16 protein-coding genes and 1 pseudogene are annotated in these 20,128 nt (G+C 62.8%); 10 read left to right on the top strand and 7 right to left on the bottom strand.

What is annotated here, in order from left to right; all coding sequences use genetic code 11:
* The first annotated feature begins 35 nt into the window (after positions 1-35).
* Entirely contained in the window at positions 36-491 is a 456-nt protein-coding gene (locus ABCR88_RS31670; protein ID WP_350403855.1) for a YaiI/YqxD family protein, read from the top strand.
* A gap of 18 nt (positions 492-509) precedes the next feature.
* Here ABCR88_RS31670 and elbB read toward each other — a convergent pair whose 3' ends face one another.
* Positions 510-1,178, bottom strand: a complete 669-nt coding sequence (gene elbB, locus ABCR88_RS31665; RefSeq protein ID WP_015637442.1) for an isoprenoid biosynthesis glyoxalase ElbB — start codon at positions 1,176-1,178, stop codon at positions 510-512.
* A 113-nt stretch (positions 1,179-1,291) separates the two neighbouring features.
* Between elbB and ABCR88_RS31660 the strand changes: the two are divergent.
* Positions 1,292-2,223 (top strand): annotated as a pseudogene (locus ABCR88_RS31660) (sterol desaturase family protein).
* Here the strand turns inward: ABCR88_RS31660 and ABCR88_RS31655 are convergent.
* Entirely contained in the window at positions 2,204-2,818 is a 615-nt protein-coding gene (locus ABCR88_RS31655) for a DedA family protein (RefSeq protein ID WP_011064160.1), read from the bottom strand. The pseudogene ABCR88_RS31660 and the gene ABCR88_RS31655 overlap by 20 nt on opposite strands.
* 207 nt (positions 2,819-3,025) lie before the next feature.
* Here ABCR88_RS31655 and hemB point away from each other — a divergent pair, with 207 nt between their 5' ends.
* Together hemB and ppk1 are read left to right on the top strand one after the other, a co-directional pair.
* Complete coding sequence (gene hemB, locus ABCR88_RS31650; protein ID WP_350403854.1) at positions 3,026-4,039, top strand: porphobilinogen synthase; 1,014 nt, start codon at positions 3,026-3,028, stop codon at positions 4,037-4,039.
* A gap of 18 nt (positions 4,040-4,057) precedes the next feature.
* Complete coding sequence (gene ppk1 / locus ABCR88_RS31645) at positions 4,058-6,277, top strand: polyphosphate kinase 1 (RefSeq protein ID WP_350403853.1); 2,220 nt, start codon at positions 4,058-4,060, stop codon at positions 6,275-6,277.
* A gap of 174 nt (positions 6,278-6,451) precedes the next feature.
* On the opposite strand, the gene ppx is transcribed toward ppk1, so the two are convergent.
* Positions 6,452-7,954 carry an exopolyphosphatase gene (gene ppx, locus ABCR88_RS31640; protein WP_011064157.1) on the bottom strand — a complete coding sequence of 501 codons (1,503 nt, stop codon included), beginning with the start codon at positions 7,952-7,954 and terminating at the stop codon, positions 6,452-6,454.
* Between the two features lie 374 nt (positions 7,955-8,328).
* On the opposite strand from ppx, the gene trxA reads away from it, so the two are divergent.
* The 5 genes from trxA (at position 8,329) to ABCR88_RS31615 (ending at position 13,590) form a co-directional block, all read left to right on the top strand.
* Complete coding sequence (gene trxA, locus ABCR88_RS31635; protein ID WP_003206727.1) at positions 8,329-8,658, top strand: thioredoxin TrxA; 330 nt, start codon at positions 8,329-8,331, stop codon at positions 8,656-8,658.
* 247 nt (positions 8,659-8,905) lie between these two features.
* Positions 8,906-10,165: a transcription termination factor Rho gene (rho, locus tag ABCR88_RS31630; protein WP_011064156.1), complete on the top strand. Its 1,260-nt coding sequence runs from the start codon at positions 8,906-8,908 to the stop codon at positions 10,163-10,165.
* Between the two features lie 125 nt (positions 10,166-10,290).
* Positions 10,291-11,757, top strand: coding sequence for a 4-hydroxy-3-polyprenylbenzoate decarboxylase (gene ubiD / locus ABCR88_RS31625; RefSeq protein ID WP_011064155.1), 1,467 nt, complete (start codon positions 10,291-10,293; stop codon positions 11,755-11,757).
* Positions 11,757-12,725, top strand: a complete 969-nt coding sequence (locus tag ABCR88_RS31620) for a CDP-6-deoxy-delta-3,4-glucoseen reductase (protein WP_350403850.1) — start codon at positions 11,757-11,759, stop codon at positions 12,723-12,725. The genes ubiD and ABCR88_RS31620 overlap by 1 nt, the downstream gene beginning before the upstream one ends.
* A 214-nt stretch (positions 12,726-12,939) precedes the next feature.
* Positions 12,940-13,590 carry a gamma-glutamylcyclotransferase gene (locus ABCR88_RS31615; RefSeq protein ID WP_041120357.1) on the top strand — a complete coding sequence of 217 codons (651 nt, stop codon included), beginning with the start codon at positions 12,940-12,942 and terminating at the stop codon, positions 13,588-13,590.
* Between the two features lie 16 nt (positions 13,591-13,606).
* On the opposite strand, the gene ABCR88_RS31610 is transcribed toward ABCR88_RS31615, so the two are convergent.
* The gene (locus tag ABCR88_RS31610) at positions 13,607-14,584 is read right to left on the bottom strand and encodes an NADPH:quinone oxidoreductase family protein (protein ID WP_041120356.1); all 978 of its coding nucleotides are present in this window, start codon (positions 14,582-14,584) and stop codon (positions 13,607-13,609) included.
* A 158-nt stretch (positions 14,585-14,742) separates the two neighbouring features.
* On the opposite strand from ABCR88_RS31610, the gene ABCR88_RS31605 reads away from it, so the two are divergent.
* The gene (locus ABCR88_RS31605) at positions 14,743-15,150 is read left to right on the top strand and encodes a flagellar basal body-associated protein FliL (protein WP_011064151.1); all 408 of its coding nucleotides are present in this window, start codon (positions 14,743-14,745) and stop codon (positions 15,148-15,150) included.
* A 91-nt stretch (positions 15,151-15,241) separates the two neighbouring features.
* On the opposite strand, the gene ABCR88_RS31600 is transcribed toward ABCR88_RS31605, so the two are convergent.
* Genes ABCR88_RS31600 through ABCR88_RS31590 form a run of 3 tightly spaced genes read right to left on the bottom strand, consistent with a single transcriptional unit; the run spans position 15,242 to position 20,048 of the window.
* Positions 15,242-16,360 (bottom strand): ABC transporter permease, encoded by a 1,119-nt coding sequence (locus ABCR88_RS31600; protein WP_041120354.1) that lies wholly within the window; start codon positions 16,358-16,360, stop codon positions 15,242-15,244.
* Positions 16,360-19,086 carry a ribosome-associated ATPase/putative transporter RbbA gene (gene rbbA / locus ABCR88_RS31595; protein WP_041120353.1) on the bottom strand — a complete coding sequence of 909 codons (2,727 nt, stop codon included), beginning with the start codon at positions 19,084-19,086 and terminating at the stop codon, positions 16,360-16,362. The genes ABCR88_RS31600 and rbbA overlap by 1 nt, the downstream gene beginning before the upstream one ends.
* Complete coding sequence (locus ABCR88_RS31590; protein WP_041120352.1) at positions 19,083-20,048, bottom strand: HlyD family efflux transporter periplasmic adaptor subunit; 966 nt, start codon at positions 20,046-20,048, stop codon at positions 19,083-19,085. Before ABCR88_RS31590 ends, rbbA begins: the two co-directional genes overlap by 4 nt.
* Between the last annotated feature and the right edge of the window lie 80 nt (positions 20,049-20,128).

The raw sequence follows: 20,128 nt of genomic DNA, 5'->3' as shown, positions 1-20,128 counted from the left end.
CTTGCCCGTTCTGCATTCTGGAGGGAGAACATTCAATGCGTGTCTGGATCGATGCCGATGCCTGCCCCAAGGCGGCCAAGGATCAAATAGTGCGCTTCGCCCTGAAGCGCCAGTTCGAAGTGGTGCTGGTGGCCGGACAGGCGCAGATCAAGCCGGCCTTCGCCTGCGTCAGGCTGATCGTGGTGCCCAGCGGCCCGGATGCCGCCGACGATTACCTGGTGGAGCACGCAGTGCCCGGTGAACTGGTGATCTGCAGTGACGTGCCGCTGGCCGACCGCCTGGTGAAAAAGGGCGTGGCGGCCCTGGACCCGCGGGGCAAGGAGTTCGACGCACAGAACATGGGCGAGCGCCTGGCGGTGCGCAACCTGTTTACCGACCTGCGTGAACAGGGGCAGGTCAGTGGTGGGCAAGCGCCCTATGGCGACCGGGAAAAACAGGCCTTCGCCAACGCCCTGGACCGCATCCTGACGCGCTTGGCGCGCCAGGCCTGAGGGGCGCTCGCTAGAGGCTCACTTGTCGCCTTCGTGGGTCAGCTCCAGCACCCGGTCCACCAGCTTGTTGATGCCCGAGGCCGCTTCGCTGATGGATTTCGCCAGCATGTAGGCGGGGGTGCTCACCAGTTTGCGCGCCTTGTCTTCGATGATCTCGCCCACTGCGCATTCGGCGTGGGTGGCGCCCATCTTACCCAGGGCGGCTGCGGTGTCGGCATCGTTGCCGATGGTGCAGGTCACGCCGGGGCCGTAGATCTTCGCGGCCATGGCCGGGGCGATGCACATCAGGCCCACCGGCTTGCCGGCTTCGGCAAAGGCTTCGGCCAGGGCCAGGACGTCGGCCTGGACTGTGCAGGCAGCGCCTTCGGTGGCGAAGCTGGAGAGGTTCTTGGCTGCCCCGAAGCCACCGGGAATGATCAGCGCATCGAAGTCTTCGACGCGGGCTTCACGCAGGTCCTTGACCTCACCCCGGGCGATGCGCGCCGATTCCACCAGCACGTTACGGGTCTCGGCCATGGTTTCGCCGGTCAGGTGGTTGAGCACATGCATCTGGGGGATGTTCGGGGCGAAGCACTGCACCTGGGCGCCGCGTTGGTCGAGGCGCAGCAGGGTGATCACGCTTTCGTGGATTTCGGCGCCGTCGAACACGCCGCAACCGGAAAGGATCACTGCAACTTTTTTGCTCATGGGTTTTTCTCCAGATTCATGGCGCTAAATGTCCGCCTGTTTGTCACACCTGGCCATAGGGGGATGGAGTCGTCGGACCTAATCTTGGTTATCGATATCGATCGGGTCGCGCCATGAACCTCATCCTCTATGCGGTGCCGTTTTTCTTTGTGTTGATTGTTGCTGAATTGTTGGCCGATCGCTGGCGGGGAGTGAATAACTACCGGGTTGCCGATGCGGTCAATAGCATCAGCACCGGCGTGTTGTCCACCACCACGGGCCTGCTGACCAAGGGGCTGGGCCTGGTCACTTATACCTTCGCCCTCCAGCACTGGGGGCTGTTCGAGCTGCCGGCGCACAGCCTCTGGGTGTGGATCGGGGCCTTTGTCCTGTACGACTTCTGCTACTACTGGCTGCATCGCTGCGGTCATGAACGCAATATCCTCTGGGCCGCTCACTCGGTGCACCACCAGAGCGAGGACTACAACCTCTCCACGGCTCTGCGCCAGACCAGCACCGGCTTCCTGTTGAGCTGGATCTTCTATCTGCCCCTGGCGGTACTCGGGGTGCCGCTGGTGGTGTTCGTCACAGTGGCAGCCCTCAATCTGCTGTATCAGTTCTGGGTGCATACCCGGCACATCGGCAAGCTGGGCTGGTATGAATGGTTCTTCGTGACCCCCTCCAATCACCGGGCCCATCACGCGCAGAACGCTCTTTATATGGATCGCAACTACGGCGGGGTGTTCATTCTCTGGGACCGGCTGTTCGGCACCTACCAGGAAGAGGACGACAACGAGCCCGTGGTGTTCGGCGTGACGACCCCGCTGGCCAGTTGGAACCCGCTGTGGGCCAATCTGCAGTTCTATGCCCAGCTCTGGAATGATGCCCGGCGCACCGAGCATGTGCGGGACAAGCTGCGGATCTGGTTCATGCGCACCGGCTGGCGCCGCTGGTCGGTCTGTGGCCGGCCAGCCCCCTGGCCTGGGGCGCGCTGGGCAGCTACAGCCTGCTGAGTGTCTGCGGGCTGTATTGCTGCGGCTCGCGTGTTACTCGGCTGGCGTCTTAGGTTCCCGGGCGGAGGCCTGTTCGGCTTCGTAGATCTGCTTGGCCAGGCGTGCGTTCTTGAAGCGCCGGCGCAGCCACAGGCCGAAACCCAGGACCAGCAGGGCGCCCAGCACCCACAGCTCGTACTTCTTGATGCTGCCGAGCATGCCTTCCATGACTGCGCCGAAATGGTAGGCCGCCTGGGCCAGGGCTATGGCCCAGATCGCTGCGCCGATACCGTTGAGCAGCAGGTAGCGGCCCGGCGGATAGCCGGACAGGCCGATGGCCACCGGCATCACGGTGCGCAGCCCGTAGACGAAGCGAAAGCTCAGTACCCAGATATCCGGGTGCTTGCGGATATGCTCCAGCGCCCGGTCACCCATCATTTGCCAGCGCGGTTTGCGCGCCAGCAGCTTGCGGCCATGCTTGCGCCCCAGGAAGTACCACAGCTGGTCACCGGCGTAGCTGCCGAAGAAGGCAACCACCATCACCAGGTTGATATCCATGTATCCGCGGAACGCGAGAAATCCGGCAAGAACCAGAATGGTTTCGCCTTCGAAAAACGTGCCGAGAAAGAGGGCGAAGTAGCCGAAATCCTGAAGAAATTGTTGGAGCATTGTCTGGATGCTGGCGAAATGAACGCGCAGCCTACCCCTTCGACGACGTTCGGGAAAGTATCGAAATGTGTCTCGACGTGAACAATCCGGCCAATGACAATGAGTGTTGCTGCCGGTCAACAGCTTGAGCACAACTGTCATCTGTTCGTCATAATGCCCGCTTATAACTGTCCCGCTCGTCCGCCAGCGCGAGCCCTGGAGTCCGCCGTGAGCTTTACCCCCGCCAACCGTCTGTTTCCAGCCACTCGTCTGCGACGCAACCGTCGCGATGATTTTTCCCGCCGTCTGGTGCGGGAAAACCGCCTGAGCGTGGATGACCTGATCCTGCCGGTGTTCGTGCTCGAGGGTGAGAATCGCCGCGAGGCGGTGGCTTCGATGCCCGGGGTCGAGCGCCTGACCATCGACCTGCTGCTGGAAGAGGCGGCGAGCTGGGTCGAACTGGGAATTCAGGCACTGGCACTGTTTCCGGTGACGCCCGGGGCGCTCAAGTCCCTGGATGCGGCCGAGGCCTGGAACCCGGACGGCATCGCCCAGCGTGCCACCCGCGCCCTGCGCGAACGCTTTCCGGCCCTGGGGGTGATCACCGACGTTGCCCTTGACCCGTTCACTACCCATGGCCAGGACGGCATCCTCGACGAACAGGGTTATGTGCAGAACGACATCACCGTCGACGCCCTGGTGCGCCAGGCCCTGTCCCATGCCGAGGCCGGCGCCCAGGTGGTGGCACCGTCGGACATGATGGACGGGCGGGTCCAGGCGATCCGCGAGGCCCTGGAACTGGCCGGGCATGTCAACGTGCGCATCATGGCTTACTCGGCCAAGTACGCCAGCGCCTACTACGGCCCCTTCCGCGATGCGGTGGGCTCGGCGCTGAACCTGGGCAAGGCCGACAAGGCCTCGTACCAGATGGACCCGGCCAACGGCCAGGAAGCCCTGCATGAAGTGGCGGCGGACCTCGCCGAAGGCGCGGACATGGTCATGGTCAAGCCGGGCATGCCGTACCTGGACATCCTCTGGCGGGTCAAAGATGAATTCAAGGTGCCGACCTTTGTCTATCAGGTCAGCGGCGAATACGCCATGCACATGGCAGCAATCCAGAATGGTTGGTTGGGTGAGGGGGTTATTCTTGAATCCCTGACCGCTTTTAAACGTGCAGGTGCCGATGGCATCCTGACTTACTTTGCCGTTCGTGCTGCTCAATTGTTACGAGAGCAAAAATAGCCCTCCCAGGAACACGCGATGAATACTGAAGGACTCTCAGAAGTTGCCGTAAAAGAAGCTCAGCCGGTGGTCGAGCAAGTGGTGGAGACCCCGCCGGAACTGGAGCCAGTGGCCCCGGCCGCGGTGGCCGAGACGCAACAGGCACCGGCCATCGTCATTCCCAACCTGGATGACAGCAGCCTGTACATCCACCGCGAGCTGTCGCAGCTGCAATTCAACATCCGCGTGCTGGAGCAGGCACTGGATGAGTCCTATCCGTTGCTGGAGCGCCTGAAGTTCCTGCTGATCTTCTCCAGCAACCTGGACGAGTTCTTCGAGATCCGCGTGGCGGGCCTGAAAAAGCAGATCACCTTCGCTCGCGAACAGGCCGGTGCCGACGGCCTGCAGCCGCACCAGGCGCTGGCGCGCATCAGCGAACTGGTGCACGGGCATGTCGACCGCCAGTACGCGATCCTCAACGACATCCTGTTGCCGGAACTGGAAAAACATCAGATCCGTTTCATCCGTCGCCGCTACTGGACCACCAAGCTCAAGACCTGGGTTCGCCGCTATTTCCGCGACGAGATCGCGCCGATCATCACCCCCATCGGCCTGGACCCGACGCACCCTTTCCCATTGCTGGTGAACAAGAGCCTGAACTTCATCGTCGAGCTGGAAGGCATCGACGCCTTCGGTCGCGATTCGGGCCTGGCGATCATCCCCGCGCCGCGCCTGCTGCCGCGGATCATCAAGGTGCCGGAAGAAGTCGGCGGTCCTGGTGACAACTATGTATTCCTCTCGTCGATGATCCACGCCCACGCCGATGACCTGTTCCAGGGCATGAAGGTAAAAGGCTGCTATCAGTTCCGCCTGACCCGAAACGCCGACCTGGCAGTGGACACCGAGGACGTCGAAGACCTGGCCCGTGCGCTGCGAGGCGAGCTGTTCTCCCGTCGCTACGGTGACGCGGTGCGCCTGGAAGTGGCCGACACCTGCCCCAAGCACCTGTCGGACTACCTGCTCAAGCAGTTCAACCTGCACGAGACCGAGCTGTACCAGGTCAACGGCCCGGTGAACCTGACGCGGCTGTTCAGCATCACCGGCCTGGACAGCCACCCGGAGCTGCAATACACCCCGTTCACTCCGCAGATCCCCAAGCTGCTGCAGAACAGCGAGAACATCTTCAGCGTCATCTGCAAGCAGGACATCCTGCTGCTGCATCCGTTCGAATCCTTCACCCCGGTGGTCGACCTGCTGCGCCAGGCTGCCAAGGACCCGCATGTGCTGGCAGTGCGCCAGACCCTGTACCGCAGCGGCGCCAACTCGGAGATCGTCGACGCCCTGGTGGACGCGGCGCGCAACGGCAAGGAGGTCACCGCGGTGATCGAATTGCGTGCGCGGTTTGACGAAGAGTCCAACCTGCAGATGGCCAGCCGTTTGCAGGCGGCCGGTGCGGTGGTGATCTACGGCGTGGTGGGGTTCAAGACCCACGCCAAGATGATGCTGATCCTGCGTCGCGAAGCCGGCGAGATCGTGCGTTATGCGCACCTGGGCACCGGCAACTACCACGCGGCCAACGCCCGTCTGTACACCGACTACAGTCTGCTGACCTCCGACGATGCCTTGTGCGAGGACGTGGGCAAGCTGTTCAGCCAGCTGATCGGCATGGGCAAGACCCTGCGCATGAAGAAGTTGCTGCATGCGCCGTTCACCCTGAAGAAGGGCATGCTCGACATGATCGCCCGGGAGACTCAGTTCGCCCTGGACGGCAAACCGGCGCACATCATTGCCAAGTTCAACTCATTGACCGATCCGAAGATCATTCGCGCGCTGTACAAGGCCAGCCAGTCGGGCGTGCGCATCGACCTGGTGGTGCGTGGCATGTGCTGCCTGCGTCCGGGCATTGCCGGGGTCTCGCACAACATCCACGTGCGCTCGATCATCGGCCGCTTCCTGGAGCACACCCGGGTGTTCTACTTCCTCAATGGCGGCGAGGAACAGATGTTCCTTTCCAGCGCCGACTGGATGGAGCGCAACCTCGACAAGCGGGTCGAAACCTGCTTCCCGGTGGAGGGCAAGAAGCTGATTCTGCGGGTCAAGAAAGAGTTGGAGAGCTATCTCACCGACAACACCCACAGCTGGAGCCTGCAGTCCGACGGCCGCTATATCCGCAACACGCCGACCGGCAACCAGAACCCGCGCAGTGCCCAGGCAACCCTGCTGGAGCGCCTTGGCAGCCCGGTGCTGCCGGTGCGCTAAGCGCGTCAGGCGTCGCCGATAATAAAAAGGCCAGCCCGATCACCGGGCTGGCCTTTTTTGTGCGGCTTGCAATAACTGTGGGAGCTGGCTTGCCAGCGAAGGCGCCCCTGAGGGCGATGCAAGGGTTCGCGGCCTTTTCGCCGGCAAGCCGGCTCCTGCAGCTCCGTGGCAGGGTCAGTTGACGTTGAGCACGATGCCCACCCGGGTCAGCCATTCGGCCTCCAGGGCGAAGTCGGCCTGGGTCAGCTGGTTTTCATCCAGCCAGTTTTCCGGGAACTCCACGTCCAGCTGATCGCCCAGGGCGCTGAGGCTCACCTGAGGCATCTGCTGGGTGCCACGGATGTGATGGAAGAGAATGGCGAAACGCAGCAGCACGCACAGCCGGATCAGCTTGATGCCGTCGTCGCCGAACTCGGCGAATTTTTCCTTGGGGATGTTGCGGCGGTGGCCGCGCACCAGGAGAGCCAGCATCTGCTGGTCTTCCCGAGAGAAACCCGCCAGGTCCGAGTGCTCGATCAGGTAGGCACCGTGCTTGTGGTAGTGATAGTGGGCGATGTCCAGCCCCACTTCATGGACCTTGGCCGCCCAGCCCAGCAGTTCGCGCCAGATGCCGTCTTCCAGGTCCCAGTCCGCGGCAACTTGGTCGAAGGCGCGCAGGGCCTTGCCTTCTACGCGCGAGGCTTGTTCCAGGTCGACGTGGTAGCGCTCCATCAGCGAGCTGAGGGTGCGTTCACGGACGTCTTCGTGATGATGGCGGCCCAGCAGATCGTAGAGCACGCCTTCACGCAGGGCGCCTTCGCAGTGATCCATGCGTTGCAGTTCCAGGGCGTCGAAGATCGCTTCGAGAATTGCCAGGCCGGCGGGGAAGATCGCTCGGCGGTCGGGCTTGATACCTTCGAAGTCGATCTTCTCGGCGTCGCCGAGCTTGAACAGCTTGCGCTTGAGCCAGGCCAGCCCTTCGGCGTTGACCTCGCCGCTGCCCTGGCCGCCAGCCTTGAGGGCCAGGCCAATGGCGCGAATGGTTCCGGACGAGCCGATGGCTTCGTCCCAGGTCAGGCGATGCAGGGCATGTTCGATGCTCATGATCTCCAGGCGCGCGGCAGTGTAGGCCTGGGCATAGCGGGCAGGGGTGATCTTGCCGTCGCGGAAATAGCGCTGGGTAAAGCTTACGCAGCCCATCTGCAGACTCTCGCGCAGCAGGGGTTCGAAGCGCTGGCCGATGATGAATTCGGTACTGCCGCCGCCGATGTCGGCCACCAGGCGCTTGCCTGGGGTGTCGGCGAGGGTGTGGGACACCCCGAGGTAGATCAGGCGGGCTTCTTCACGGCCGGAGATGACTTCCACCGGGTGGCCGAGGATTTCCTCGGCACGGCGAATGAACTCGCCGCGGTTGCGGGCTTCGCGCAGGGCGTTGGTGCCGACGATGCGCACCGTGCCCTGGGGCATGCCGTTGATCAGTTGGGCGAAGCGCTTGAGGCAGTCGAGACCGCGCTGCATGGATTCTTCGTTGAGCTGGCGTTCTTCGTCGATGCCGGCGGCCAGTTGAACCTTTTCTCCGAGCCGCTCGAGAATGCGGATTTCACCGTTCCGGGCCTTGGCCACGACCATGTGAAAGCTGTTGGAGCCCAGATCGATCGCGGCGATCAGGGACAGATTCTTGGCTTGGGATTGGGGCATGGTTGGGGGTCTCGGTCGATAACCTCGCCATCCTGCCACGATCAACGGCTCGCGCCAACGCGCAGTGTCCAATGCGTTGATTCAACGCATAAAAGCCTGCGCCGGGGCGGTGGGCCGGCGGTTCCCTGGCCAGTAAAGATCCCGTTCAATCGGGCGAGCCGCTCCTTGGCAGCCAGGCAAAGACCCTGCTGCAACAGGTGCGCGGTGCCGGCCGGGGTTGCCGAATGGCCTGTGCAACCCGCGCAAAGTCCCCAGCTGAGCTATACCCAAACTCGTGGGGCACCATAGTTAGAGTCAATCATCTCCGGCTTCCTGAACGCGGGAAGGGCAGATATGATGGGCCACGTTTTTTTGCTTACAACCTGGAGAATTCCATGAGCAGCGATCTTATCAAACACGTCAGCGACGCCAGCTTCGAGGCCGACGTACTTAAAGCCGAAGGCGCTGTACTGGTCGACTACTGGGCCGAGTGGTGTGGCCCATGCAAAATGATCGCTCCGGTTCTGGACGAAATTGCTGAAACCTACAAGGGCAAGCTGACCGTTGCCAAGCTGAACATCGACGAGAACCAGGAAACCCCGGCCAAGCATGGCGTGCGTGGTATCCCGACCCTGATGCTGTTCAAGAACGGCAACGTCGAAGCTACCAAGGTTGGCGCACTGTCGAAGTCGCAACTGGCTGCCTTCCTCGACGCCAACATCTAAGCGTCGATTTTCAGTGCCCTGGAAAAGCCCCGCAAAATGCGGGGCTTTTTCGTAATTGAGGGCTAGACGCTCCGAAACTCAAGTGTTACATTCGGCCCCGCACTGGTTTCTCCATTGCCCCCTGCAAGCCGTCGCCGACGCTCTCCTTTTCGAATTAGTACGCGATCCTGTCGCCTTCTCTGCGGCGCGGCCTCATTAAGCCAAAAGCTTAATTTCCCCCCTCTATAAATGATTACGTCATTCCTATATGAATCTGACTGAACTCAAGCAAAAGCCGATTACCGAACTGCTCGAATTGGCCGAACAGATGGGCATAGAAAATATGGCCCGTTCGCGCAAGCAGGACGTGATTTTCTCCCTGCTGAAAAAGCACGCGAAAAGCGGTGAGGAAATCTCCGGTGATGGCGTGCTGGAGATCCTCCAGGACGGCTTCGGCTTCCTTCGCTCTGCTGACGCCTCCTATCTCGCTGGCCCGGACGATATCTACGTCTCGCCAAGCCAGATCCGTCGCTTCAACTTGCGCACCGGTGACACCATCGTTGGCAAGATCCGCCCTCCCAAGGAAGGCGAGCGTTACTTCGCGCTGCTCAAGGTCGATACCATCAACTACGACCGCCCAGAGAACGCCAAGAACAAGATTCTGTTCGAAAACCTGACGCCGCTGTTCCCGACCGTGCGCATGAAGATGGAAGCCGGCAACGGTTCCACTGAAGACCTGACCGGTCGTGTGATCGATCTGTGCGCCCCGATCGGTAAAGGCCAGCGTGGTCTGATCGTTGCTCCGCCAAAGGCGGGCAAGACCATCATGCTGCAGAACATCGCGTCGAACATCACGCGCAACAACCCTGAAGTTCATCTGATCGTGCTGCTGATCGACGAGCGTCCGGAAGAAGTGACCGAAATGCAGCGCACCGTGCGCGGCGAAGTGGTCGCCTCCACCTTCGACGAGCCGCCAACCCGCCACGTGCAAGTGGCCGAGATGGTGATCGAGAAGGCCAAGCGCCTGGTCGAACACAAGAAGGACGTGGTGATCCTGCTGGACTCCATCACCCGTCTGGCCCGTGCCTACAACACCGTGATCCCGAGCTCCGGCAAGGTCCTGACCGGTGGTGTCGATGCCCACGCCCTGGAGAAACCGAAGCGTTTCTTCGGCGCCGCGCGGAACATCGAGGAAGGCGGCTCGCTGACCATCATCGCCACCGCGCTGGTTGAAACCGGCTCGAAGATGGATGAAGTGATCTACGAAGAGTTCAAGGGTACCGGCAACATGGAACTGCCCCTGGACCGCAAGATCGCTGAAAAGCGCGTCTTCCCGGCCATCAACATCAACCGTTCCGGCACCCGCCGCGAAGAGTTGCTGACCGCCGACGACGAGCTGCAGCGCATGTGGATCCTGCGCAAGCTGCTGCATCCCATGGATGAAGTCGCTGCCATCGAATTCCTGGTCGACAAGTTGAAACAGACCAAGACCAACGATGAGTTCTTCCTGTCGATGAAACGCAAGTAAATCGATCAGGCCAGCAAGAGCCGGGGAAACCCGGCTTTTTGCTATCTGACATTCTCTATTCTGAACCTGTGGGTTCGGCGCTAAACTGCCTGCCCCGAATGCCACGGCGAAAACGAGGCTCACGCATGCAGTATCGCGACTTGCGCGACTTTATCAGCGGCCTGGAACAGCGCTCGGAACTCAAGCGCATCCAGGTTCCGGTGTCCCCAGTGCTGGAAATGACCGAGGTCTGCGATCGCACCTTGCGTGCCAAAGGCCCGGCCCTGCTGTTTGAAAACCCCACCGGTTATGACATCCCCGTGCTCGGCAACCTGTTCGGCACCCCCGAGCGCGTGGCCCTGGGCATGGGCGCCGAAGCGGTCAGCGAACTGCGCGAGATCGGCAAGCTGCTGGCGTTCCTCAAGGAGCCGGAGCCGCCCAAGGGGCTCAAGGACGCTTGGTCCAAGCTGCCGATCTTCCGCAAGATCATTTCCATGGCGCCCAAGGTGGTCAAGGATGCGGTGTGCCAGGAAGTGGTGATCGAAGGCGACGACGTCGACCTTGGCATGCTGCCGGTGCAGACCTGCTGGCCGGGCGATGTCGGCCCGCTGATCACTTGGGGCCTGACCGTGACCAAGGGCCCGAACAAGGACCGGCAGAACCTGGGTATCTATCGTCAGCAGGTGATCGGCCGCAACAAGGTGATCATGCGCTGGCTGAGCCACCGCGGCGGCGCGCTGGATTACCGCGAGTGGTGCGAGAAGCACCCGGGCCAGCCGTTCCCGGTGTCGGTGGCGCTAGGCGCGGACCCGGCGACCATTCTCGGCGCCGTGACCCCGGTGCCGGACAGCCTTTCCGAATACGCCTTTGCCGGCCTGCTGCGGGGCAACCGCACTGAGCTGGTGAAGTGCCGCGGTAACGACCTGCAGGTTCCGGCCACGGCTGAAATCATCCTTGAAGGGGTGATCCATCCCGGCGAGATGGCCGATGAAGGCCCGTACGGCGACCACACCGGCTACTACAACGAGGTCGACAGCTTCCCGGTGTTCACCGTGGAGCGCATCACCCACCGCATCAAGCCGATCTACCACAGCACCTACACCGGCCGCCCGCCCGATGAGCCGGCGATCCTCGGCGTCGCGCTGAACGAGGTCTTCGTGCCGATCCTGCAGAAGCAGTTTCCGGAAATCACCGACTTCTACCTGCCGCCCGAAGGCTGTTCCTACCGCATGGCGGTGGTGACCATGAAGAAGCAGTACCCGGGCCACGCCAAGCGCGTGATGCTGGGTGTCTGGTCGTTTTTGCGACAGTTCATGTACACCAAGTTCGTTATCGTCACCGACGACGATATCAATGCCCGGGACTGGAACGATGTGATCTGGGCCATCACCACGCGCATGGACCCCAAGCGCGACACGGTGATGATCGACAACACCCCGATCGACTACCTCGACTTCGCCTCGCCGGTGTCTGGCCTGGGTTCGAAGATGGGGCTCGATGCGACTCACAAGTGGCCTGGAGAAACCACCCGAGAGTGGGGCCGGGTCATCGTCAAGGATGAGGCGGTCACCCGCCGGATCGATGCCATCTGGAATCAATTAGGAATAGATTGATGCGTGTAACCTTGCAGCCCTCCGGAGCCGTGCTTGAGACGCTGCCCGGCGAGCGGATTCTCGATGCGGCGCGGCGCCTGGGCTGTGAATGCCCGCAGAGCTGCCGCAATGGCAACTGTCATGTCTGTGCGGCGCTGCTGGTGGAGGGCAGCGTGCAGCAAGCTGGCGACGTGCGTGATCACGGCGAGTTCTACACTTGCATTGCAGAGCCGCTGGAAGACTGCATCGTGCTGTGGGATGGCGTCCTTGCGCTGGGAGAACTGCCAGTGCGCAGCCTGTCGTGTCAGGTCATTGAGTGTGTGGAAGTCGGTGGCGATGTGTGGCGGGTCTGGCTGCGCGCGCCCGCTGGCAAGCCGCCGCGCTACCACGCCGGCCAGTACCTGATGCTGGAGCGCGAGAATGGCGAGAAATCGGCCTTTTCCCTGGCTTCGGCGCCCCACTGCGGCCGCGATATGGAGCTGCATGTGCTGGTGCGTGAGAACAGTGCGCAAAGCCTCATGGAGCAGTTGCAGCGCAATCGTATCGTGCGTGTCGAGTTGCCTTTCGGTGATACCCACCTGGCGGAGCTGCCCGACGGGCCACTGGTCTTGATCGCCGCCGGGACTGGCATGGCGCAGATGCATAGCCTGATCGAACATTGTCGAGCCACGGGCTTCAAGCATCCGGTACACCTGTATTGGGGCGTGCGCCGGCCGGAAGATTTCTACCGGATCGAAGAATGGAACGAGTGGCAGCAACTGCCCAACCTCTACCTGCACAAAGTGGTCAGCGACCTGTGTGGCTGGGAGGGGCGCTGCGGCATGCTGCATGAAGCGGTGTGCGAGGATATTACCGACCTGTCGGCGGTACACGTTTATGCCAGCGGCTCGCCGGCGATGATCTACGCCACCCTGGATGCGCTGGTGAGTGCCGGGATGGATGCCCACCAAATGCGGGCCGACGTGTTTGCCTACGCCCCGCGGCCCTGACTGCATCGGGCCTGCGCGGCGCGTTATAACTCTGTATATAGCCTATCGGTATTTATCTAATTAAATAAATGCCGGTAGGTTATATATAAGCCTCCAACTTAAGTGCCACTGCTTAGTGGCACTTAACTTGCCTTGAAACTCATGTGTCTTGCAGTTACTGCCAAGCGTTCTATTAAGTAACTTCTTTTACGCGGGGAGCCGAACGCTATTCGCCATGACAGCCCTTGAATCCAGTTATCTGAATCTGGCTTACCCTCCGCGGCTCGATCTGGGCCCGCAGCTGACGCACGACCAACTTCGCAGTTCCATGCAATCCACCATGGCCCGGCACAAGGGTGGGCCGGTGTGGCTGTTCGCCTACGGTTCACTCATCTGGCGCCCGGAATGCTCGGCGGTCGAACGCAAGCGGGGCAGGGTGCATGGTTATCATCGCGGCCTGTACCTGTGGTCCCATGAGCATCGCGGCACGCCGGAGCTGCCGGGGCTGGTATTTGGCCTGGATCGTGGCGGCTCCTGCAGCGGCTTCGCCTATCGGCTGCCGGAAGAGCAACTGGACGCCTCGCTGTACGCCCTGTGGCAGCGTGAAATGCCTTATCCCTCCTATCGCCCGCACTGGCTCAACTGCCGCCTTGAGGATGGCAGCCAGGTTCAGGCCCTGGGCTTTGTGCTGGAGCGACACCTGCCCAGCTATGCCGGCAATCTGCCGGACGATGTGCTGAACCAGGTGTTCGAAAGCGCTTGCGGGCGGTATGGCACCACCCGCGATTATGTCGAACAGACGGTTCAGGCCCTGCGCAGCCACGCCATGCCGGATCGCAACCTGGAGGCGCGGCTCAAGCGCTGCAAGGGGGCGGTCGCCCATTGAGGCCCTGTAGCCGGTCTTAGCGCACCTGCACCACGACCTTGCCCACCGCTCTGCGCTGGCCGAGATCATCGATGGCCCGGGCGGCTTCGATCAGTGGGTAGACCTGGGATACCAGCGGTTTCAGCTTGCCTTCGGCGAACCAGCCGAACAGTTGCTGGAAGTTCGCGGCGTTGTCCTGGGGTTGGCGTTGGGCGAAGGAGCCCCAGAACACTCCCACCACAGCCGCTCCCTTGAGCAACGCCAGGTTAACGGGCAGTTCAGGAATGCGCCCGCTGGCGAACCCCACCACCAGCAACCGGCCGTTCCAGGCGATGGAGCGGATGGCCTGGTCGAACAGGTCGCCGCCCACCGGGTCGTAGATCACGTCCGCGCCATTGCCGCCGGTCAGGCGCTTGATCTCGTCCTTCAGGCTGCTTTCGCTGTAGTTGATCAGCTCATCGGCACCGGCGGCCTTGGCCACGGCGAGCTTTTCCGCGCTGCTGGCAGCGGCAATCACCCGGGCGCCCATGGCCTTGCCGATTTCCACCGCTGCCAATCCGACTCCGCCCGAGGCTCCAAGCACCAGCAAGGTTTCACCGGGCTGAAGGTTGCCACGCTGCTTGAGGGCGTGCATCGAGGTGCCGTAGGTCATGCTGAAGGCGGCGGCTGTATTGAAGTCCATGGCGGCGGGAATCGGCAGCACGTTGTAACCGGGGACGGCCACCTGCTCGGCGAAGCTGCCCCAGCCGGTCAGGGCCATGACCCGGTCACCGGCCTTGAGGTGGCCGACTTTTTCACCCACTGCGCTGACTACGCCGGCCGCTTCGCCCCCCGGGGAGAAGGGGAATGGCGGCTTGAACTGGTACTTGCCCTCGATGATCAGCGTGTCCGGGAAGTTGACGCCTGCGGCATGCACTTCCAGCAGGATCTCGTTCTTCTTCGGCACGGGGCTTGCGACCTCTTCCAGCACCAGCGTTTCGGCAGGGCCGAAGGCTTTGCACAGCACGGCTTTCATCAGGGCTATTCCTTTGGGAGTGGTGGCCGATAAGTGTAGGAGTGTGAATCAGGCGGTCAACGAGCATGCCCGGTCCTGATGACCAGCCATAAGCTTGTGCTTGGGCTCAGGCGGGCGGGCCTTTATGCTAGACCGCAAACCGGATTAAGGAGCGAATTGTGAAAGCGTGGATCATGTTGCTGCTGGCCCTCTCCCTGCCCATGGCAGCGATGGCCGAAGAGGCCAAAGAAGGTGAAGCACCGAAAGTCAGCTACATCAGCCTGAACCCACCCTTCGTGGGCAACTACGGCCTGGACGGCGGCCCTAAACTCAAGGTCTACAAGGCCGACGTGGCCTTGCGGGTAACCGGCGACGCCTCGGCCCAGGCGGTCAAGGCCAACGAGCCGCTGATCCGCAACCAGTTGGTGGCGCTGTTCGCCCAGCAGACCAGCGACACGATGAATAACGTCGAAGCCAAGGAAAAGCTGCGCCAGGAAGCCCTTAAGCAGGTGCAGCAAGTCATGAACGACGAAACCGGCAAGCCGGTGGTTGAAGACCTGCTGTTCAACAACCTGATCATTCAGTAAGCCTGCCCCCGCTACAGGCGTAGGAGCTGGCTTGCCAGCGAAGGCGTCCTTGCGGCCCTTCGCCGGCAAACCGGCTCCTACGCGGTGTGGGTCATGAAGCCAGGCTCTTGCGAAAGCGCGCCAGGGCGATGGCGAAGAACACCAGGCCGATGGTCGCCAGGGCCAGTAGGTCGGGCCAGACCACACTGACTCCCGCATCGCGGAACAGGATCGCCGCGCTGAGGCTGACGAAGTGCGTCGACGGCGAACCCTGCATTACCCACTGCAGCCACTGCGGCATGCTGTCCAGCGGCGTACTGCCGCCGGATAGCAGCAGCATCGGGATGATCACCGGAATCGCCAGCAGGCCGAACTGCGGGGTCGAGCGGGCCAGGGTGGCGAGGAAGATCCCCAGGGCGGTACTGGCGAACAGATAGAGCGCGGTGACCATCAGGAACAGCGCCATGGACCCCGCCAGCGGCACCCCCAGCACACCCTTGACTATCACCTCCAGCGATACCCAGGTGCACAGCACCACCACCAGCATGTTGCTCCAGACCTTGGCCAGCATGATCTCCAGCGCTGTCAGCGGCAGTACCAGCAGGTGATCGAGAGTGCCGTGCTCGCGTTCGCGCAGCAGCGCGGTGCCGGTGAGCACGATGGCCAGGATGGTGATGTTGTTGACGATCTGGATCACCGCCAGGAACCAGCCGCCCTCCAGGTTGGTGTTGAACAGGGCACGGGTCGTCAGCAGTGCCGGGGCCTTGCTGGTGGCGTCCGCCTGGTTGGCGTAGGTGAGCAGCTCGCGCTGGAAGATCCGGCCGATGTAGCCGGCGCCCATGAAGGCCTGGCTCATGGCGGTGGCATCGACGTTGACCTGTACCGCAGGCTGGCGCCCGGCCAGCAAGTCGCTCTGGAAGTTGGCCGGGACATTGATCACAAAGGTGTACTGGCCGCTGTCCATCACCGAGTCCAGCAGGTCATAGGGCAGCGGCACCGGGACCTGGAACTCGGGGGGTTGCAGCGCTTCGGCCAGTTGCCGGGACAGGGCGCTGTGATCTTCGTCCACCAGGGCCACGCTGGCGTTGTGCACGCCGATCACCGAGCCGGCGGCGGGCAGGTAGATGGCCACGGTGAAGGCATACATCAAGAACAGCAGCAGCACGCTGTCGTGGCGCAGGCTGGTGAGCTCCTTCAAGCCCAGGCGCAGGATATGGGCGAGACGATTCATCAGACCTCCTGCTTTTTCAGCATGACCAGGCTGAGCCCGGTGAAACCAAGGAAAAAGCCCACCAGGGCCAGGCACTGGGGCCAGAGTTCGCGCAGGTCCAGGGCCTTGGTGAAGGTGCCGACGGCGATGTCGAGGAAGTAACCGGCGGGAAACAGCTGGCCCATGACCGCCGCCGAGCCTTCCAGGGACGAGCGCGGCACGATCAGCCCGGAAAACTGGATGGTGGGCAGGCTGGTGATGATCATGGTGCCCAGAATCGCTGCGATCTGAGTGCGGGTGAACGCCGAGATCAGCAGCCCCATGCTGGTGGTGGCCAGTACATAGAGCACGCCGCCCAGGGCCAGGGTCAGGCCGCTGCCCTTGAAGGGCACGCCGAACAGCCAGCGGTTCATGGCCACCAGCAGGGCCAGGTTGATCAGACTGACGGCCAGGTAGGGCGCCTGTTTGCCAAGGAGGAACTCCAGGCGAGTCAGGGGCGTGGCGTAGAAGTTGGTGATCGAGCCCAGCTCCTTTTCGCGGACGATGCCCAGGGCCGTGAGCATCGCCGGAATGAACGCCAGGATCAGCGCCATGACCCCGGGGCCGATGGCATTCACGCTGACCACGTCCTGGTTGTAGCGAAAGCGCGTTTCCAGCTTGGCCGCCGGCCTGGTGCTGAGGGCCGGGCTGCTTTGTTCCGCCAGTAGCTCGAGGTTGGCCTGGTGCACGGCCTCGACATAGTTGCGGCTGGTTTCCGCACGAAACGGCATGCCGCCATCCAGCCAGGCCGCCACCGCGGGCTGGCGTCCGGCATAGAGGTCACGGCCAAAGCCGGGAGGAATCTCCAGGGCCAGCTTGATCTCCGAGCGTTGCAGGCGCCGATGCAGTTCGGCGGAGCTGCGGATGGTCGGTTTCTCCTCGAAGTAGCGTGAGCTGCGGAAGGCTTCCAGGTAGGCACGGCTCTGTGGCGTCTGATCCTGGTCGTAGACGGCGAAGGCCAGTTTCTCCACGTCCAGGGAAATGCCATAGCCGAAGATCACCATCATGAAGATTGCCCCCAGCAGGGCGAAGCCCAGGCGCACTTTGTCTCGCAGCAGTTCCTTGCCCTCGCGGCTGGCCACCGCCAGCAGGCGCGCCAGGCTCAGGCCCGAGCGCGGGGCGGCTAGGGTGCCGGCAGCGGTGGGTGTAGCCGCCTCCGGTGATGGCGCAGGTGTGTCCGGCGTGCCCTGGGCCTCTTCCAGGCAGCGGACGAAGGCGGCCTCCAGGGTGTCGCCGGCAAACTGTTGCTGCAGCGCCGCCGGGGTGTCGCAGGCCAGCACCTTGCCGGCGTGCATCAGCGAAATGCGGTCGCAGCGCTGGGCCTCGTTCATGAAGTGCGTGGACAAGAAGATGGTCACTCCCTGTTCCCGGGACAGCTCGATCAGCAGGCGCCAGAAGTCGTCTCGGGCCGCCGGGTCGACCCCGGAAGTGGGCTCGTCGAGGATCAGCACTTCCGGGCGGTGCAGCACCGCCACTGCCAGCGACAGGCGCTGGCGCAGGCCCAGAGGCAAGGCGCCGGACTGTTGCTCGGCAATCGCCCCGAGGTCGAAGCGCTGGATCAGTTCCTCAATGCGCGGGCCGCTTTCGGCTTTCGGCAGGTCGAACAGGCGGGCGTGCAGTTCCAGGTTCTGGCGCACGCTGAGCTCGCCATACAGGGAAAAGCTCTGGGACATGAAACCGACCCGTTTGCGGGTGGCCAGGTCCTTGGCGTCCACCGGGTTGCCCAACAGCTTGGCGCTGCCCTCGCTGGCGGGCATCAGCCCGGTGAGGACCTTCATGGTGGTGGTCTTGCCGCAGCCGTTGGAACCGAGGAAACCGAAGATCTCCCCGCGGCCGATGGCGAAGCTGACCTTGTTGACCGCGGTGAAGTCGCCGAAGCGCAGGGTCAGCTCATGGGCCTCGATGGCGATGTCTTGGTTGTCGCCGGAACGCGGCGGAATCACCAGGGGCTGGTTGTCATGACCGCTGTCGCCCTGGAAATGGGTGAAGGCGTCGTCCAGCTTGCCGCTGGCGGTGATCTGCGCCAGCTCCTGGCTCAGGCCCTGGGCGATCAACTTGCCCTGGTCGAGCATCAGGCAGTGTTCGAACTGTTCGGCCTCCTCCATGTAGGCAGTTGCCACCAGCAGGGTCAGTTGCGGGCGTTGCCGGCGTACGTCTTCGACCAATTCCCAGAAACGCCGGCGCGACAGGGGGTCGACCCCGGTGGTGGGCTCGTCGAGGATCAGCAGGTCCGGTTCGTGGATCAGCGCACAGCACAGGCCAAGCTTCTGCTTCATCCCGCCGGACAGCTTGCCCGCCGGGCGTTCGGCGAAGCGCAGCAGGTCGGTGGCCAGCAACAGGCTGTGCATGCGCTGTTCGCATTCATCCTTGGGCAGGCCGAACAGGGTGGCGAAGAAGCGGATGTTCTCGCTGATGGACAGCTCGGGATACAGGTTGCCCCCGAGGCCCTGGGGCATGAAGGCGATGCGCGGATAGAGGCTGCTGCGGTGGCGCCGTTGCGAGATCGGCCCGCCGAGTACGTCGAGTTCGCCCTGCTGAAGTTTCTTGACCCCGGCGATCAGCCCCAGAAGGCTCGACTTGCCGGCACCGTCCGGGCCGATCAAGCCACAGCGGGTGCCCGCTGGCAGGTTGAAGCTGATGTCGCTCAGGGCCTGCTGTGAACCGTAGCGATGGCTGATGCCGTTCGCTTGCAGCGCCAGGGCGCTCATTGCAGATTGGCCGGCCAGTCCACGGGGGCGGTGCGCACATAGCCGGCGCCGGGCATGCCCGGTTTGGCCTGGGGCACGGCGGCGGGTTGAGTCAGGCGCACCTTGACCCGGAACACCAGCTTCTGGCGCTCGTCCCGGGTTTCCACCTCTTTGGGGGTGAATTGGGACTTGGCCGCGACGAAGCTGATCTTCGCCGGCAGGGGCTGGTTGGGCAGGGCGTCGAGGAGGATCCGCGACTCGTCGCCAACGGTCAGGCGGCCGGTGACCGAAGCCGGCAGGTAGAGGTTCATGTACTGGTCATTGGGGTCGATCAGCAGCAGCACACGGCCGCCGGCGCCCAGCACTTCGCCGGGTTCGGCCAGGCGTAGCTGGATGATGCCGTCGATGGGCGCCCGCAGGCTGCTGTCGTCGATTTCGCTGGTGAGCTGGGCAACCTGGGCCTGGGCGGCGCCGATGGCGGCCTTCACCGCTGCGACTTGGGCCTGGGCCGCCAGGACTGCTGCGTTGCCGGTGTTCAGGCGGGCCTGCTGCTGGTCGATGATTTGCTGGCTGGCGAAGCCGCGCTTGAACAGCTCCTGAGAGCGCCTGAGTTCCTGATTGGCCAGCAGCAGTTCGCTCTGGCGCAACTGCACATTGGCTTCGGCTGCAGACAGGTTCTCTCGGGCGCGCAGCACTTCGGCCTCGGCCTGATTGCGCTGGGCTTCCAGGGTGCGGGTGTCCATGCGTGCCAGCAACTGGCCTTGAAGTACCTTGTCGCCTTCGTTGACCCGCACTTCCGCCAGGCGCCCGGGAATCTTGCTGGCGATCTGCACTTCAGTGGCTTCGAGCCGGCCGTTGCCCATGCTCAGGCCTTCGGGCAGGCGATCCTGGAGGGATTTCCAGTAGCCGAAAGCACCGGCGGCGAGTAACAGAATCAACAGGGAAACAGCAAAAAGGCGGGAGGAACGGCGGTTCGTCGACATGTGTTCTGCGTCCTGCGGCAATAGCGTCCAAGTCTGACGGCTCAAGGCTTTCTACGGCTTGATGCCCGTCAAATGAAAGG

The organism is Pseudomonas sp. W17 (genome assembly GCF_040268305.1).
Classification (GTDB): domain Bacteria; phylum Pseudomonadota; class Gammaproteobacteria; order Pseudomonadales; family Pseudomonadaceae; genus Aquipseudomonas; species Aquipseudomonas protegens.
Note: the sequence above shows the minus strand (reverse complement) of the source record. Positions and strands in the feature narration are given on the sequence as shown.

Coding starts and splice junctions, on each gene's coding strand:
- rho (WP_011064156.1), top strand. CDS start 8,906: ATGAATCTGACTGAACTCAAGCAAAAGCCGATTACCGAACTGCTCGAA.
- ppx (WP_011064157.1), bottom strand. CDS start 7,954: ATGCCCCAATCCCAAGCCAAGAATCTGTCCCTGATCGCCGCGATCGAT.
- ABCR88_RS31600 (WP_041120354.1), bottom strand. CDS start 16,360: ATGAATCGTCTCGCCCATATCCTGCGCCTGGGCTTGAAGGAGCTCACC.
- ABCR88_RS31620 (WP_350403850.1), top strand. CDS start 11,757: ATGCGTGTAACCTTGCAGCCCTCCGGAGCCGTGCTTGAGACGCTGCCC.
- elbB (WP_015637442.1), bottom strand. CDS start 1,178: ATGAGCAAAAAAGTTGCAGTGATCCTTTCCGGTTGCGGCGTGTTCGAC.
- trxA (WP_003206727.1), top strand. CDS start 8,329: ATGAGCAGCGATCTTATCAAACACGTCAGCGACGCCAGCTTCGAGGCC.
- ABCR88_RS31615 (WP_041120357.1), top strand. CDS start 12,940: ATGACAGCCCTTGAATCCAGTTATCTGAATCTGGCTTACCCTCCGCGG.
- ABCR88_RS31610 (WP_041120356.1), bottom strand. CDS start 14,584: ATGAAAGCCGTGCTGTGCAAAGCCTTCGGCCCTGCCGAAACGCTGGTG.
- ubiD (WP_011064155.1), top strand. CDS start 10,291: ATGCAGTATCGCGACTTGCGCGACTTTATCAGCGGCCTGGAACAGCGC.
- ABCR88_RS31655 (WP_011064160.1), bottom strand. CDS start 2,818: ATGCTCCAACAATTTCTTCAGGATTTCGGCTACTTCGCCCTCTTTCTC.
- ABCR88_RS31670 (WP_350403855.1), top strand. CDS start 36: ATGCGTGTCTGGATCGATGCCGATGCCTGCCCCAAGGCGGCCAAGGAT.
- rbbA (WP_041120353.1), bottom strand. CDS start 19,086: ATGAGCGCCCTGGCGCTGCAAGCGAACGGCATCAGCCATCGCTACGGT.
- ABCR88_RS31590 (WP_041120352.1), bottom strand. CDS start 20,048: ATGTCGACGAACCGCCGTTCCTCCCGCCTTTTTGCTGTTTCCCTGTTG.
- ppk1 (WP_350403853.1), top strand. CDS start 4,058: ATGAATACTGAAGGACTCTCAGAAGTTGCCGTAAAAGAAGCTCAGCCG.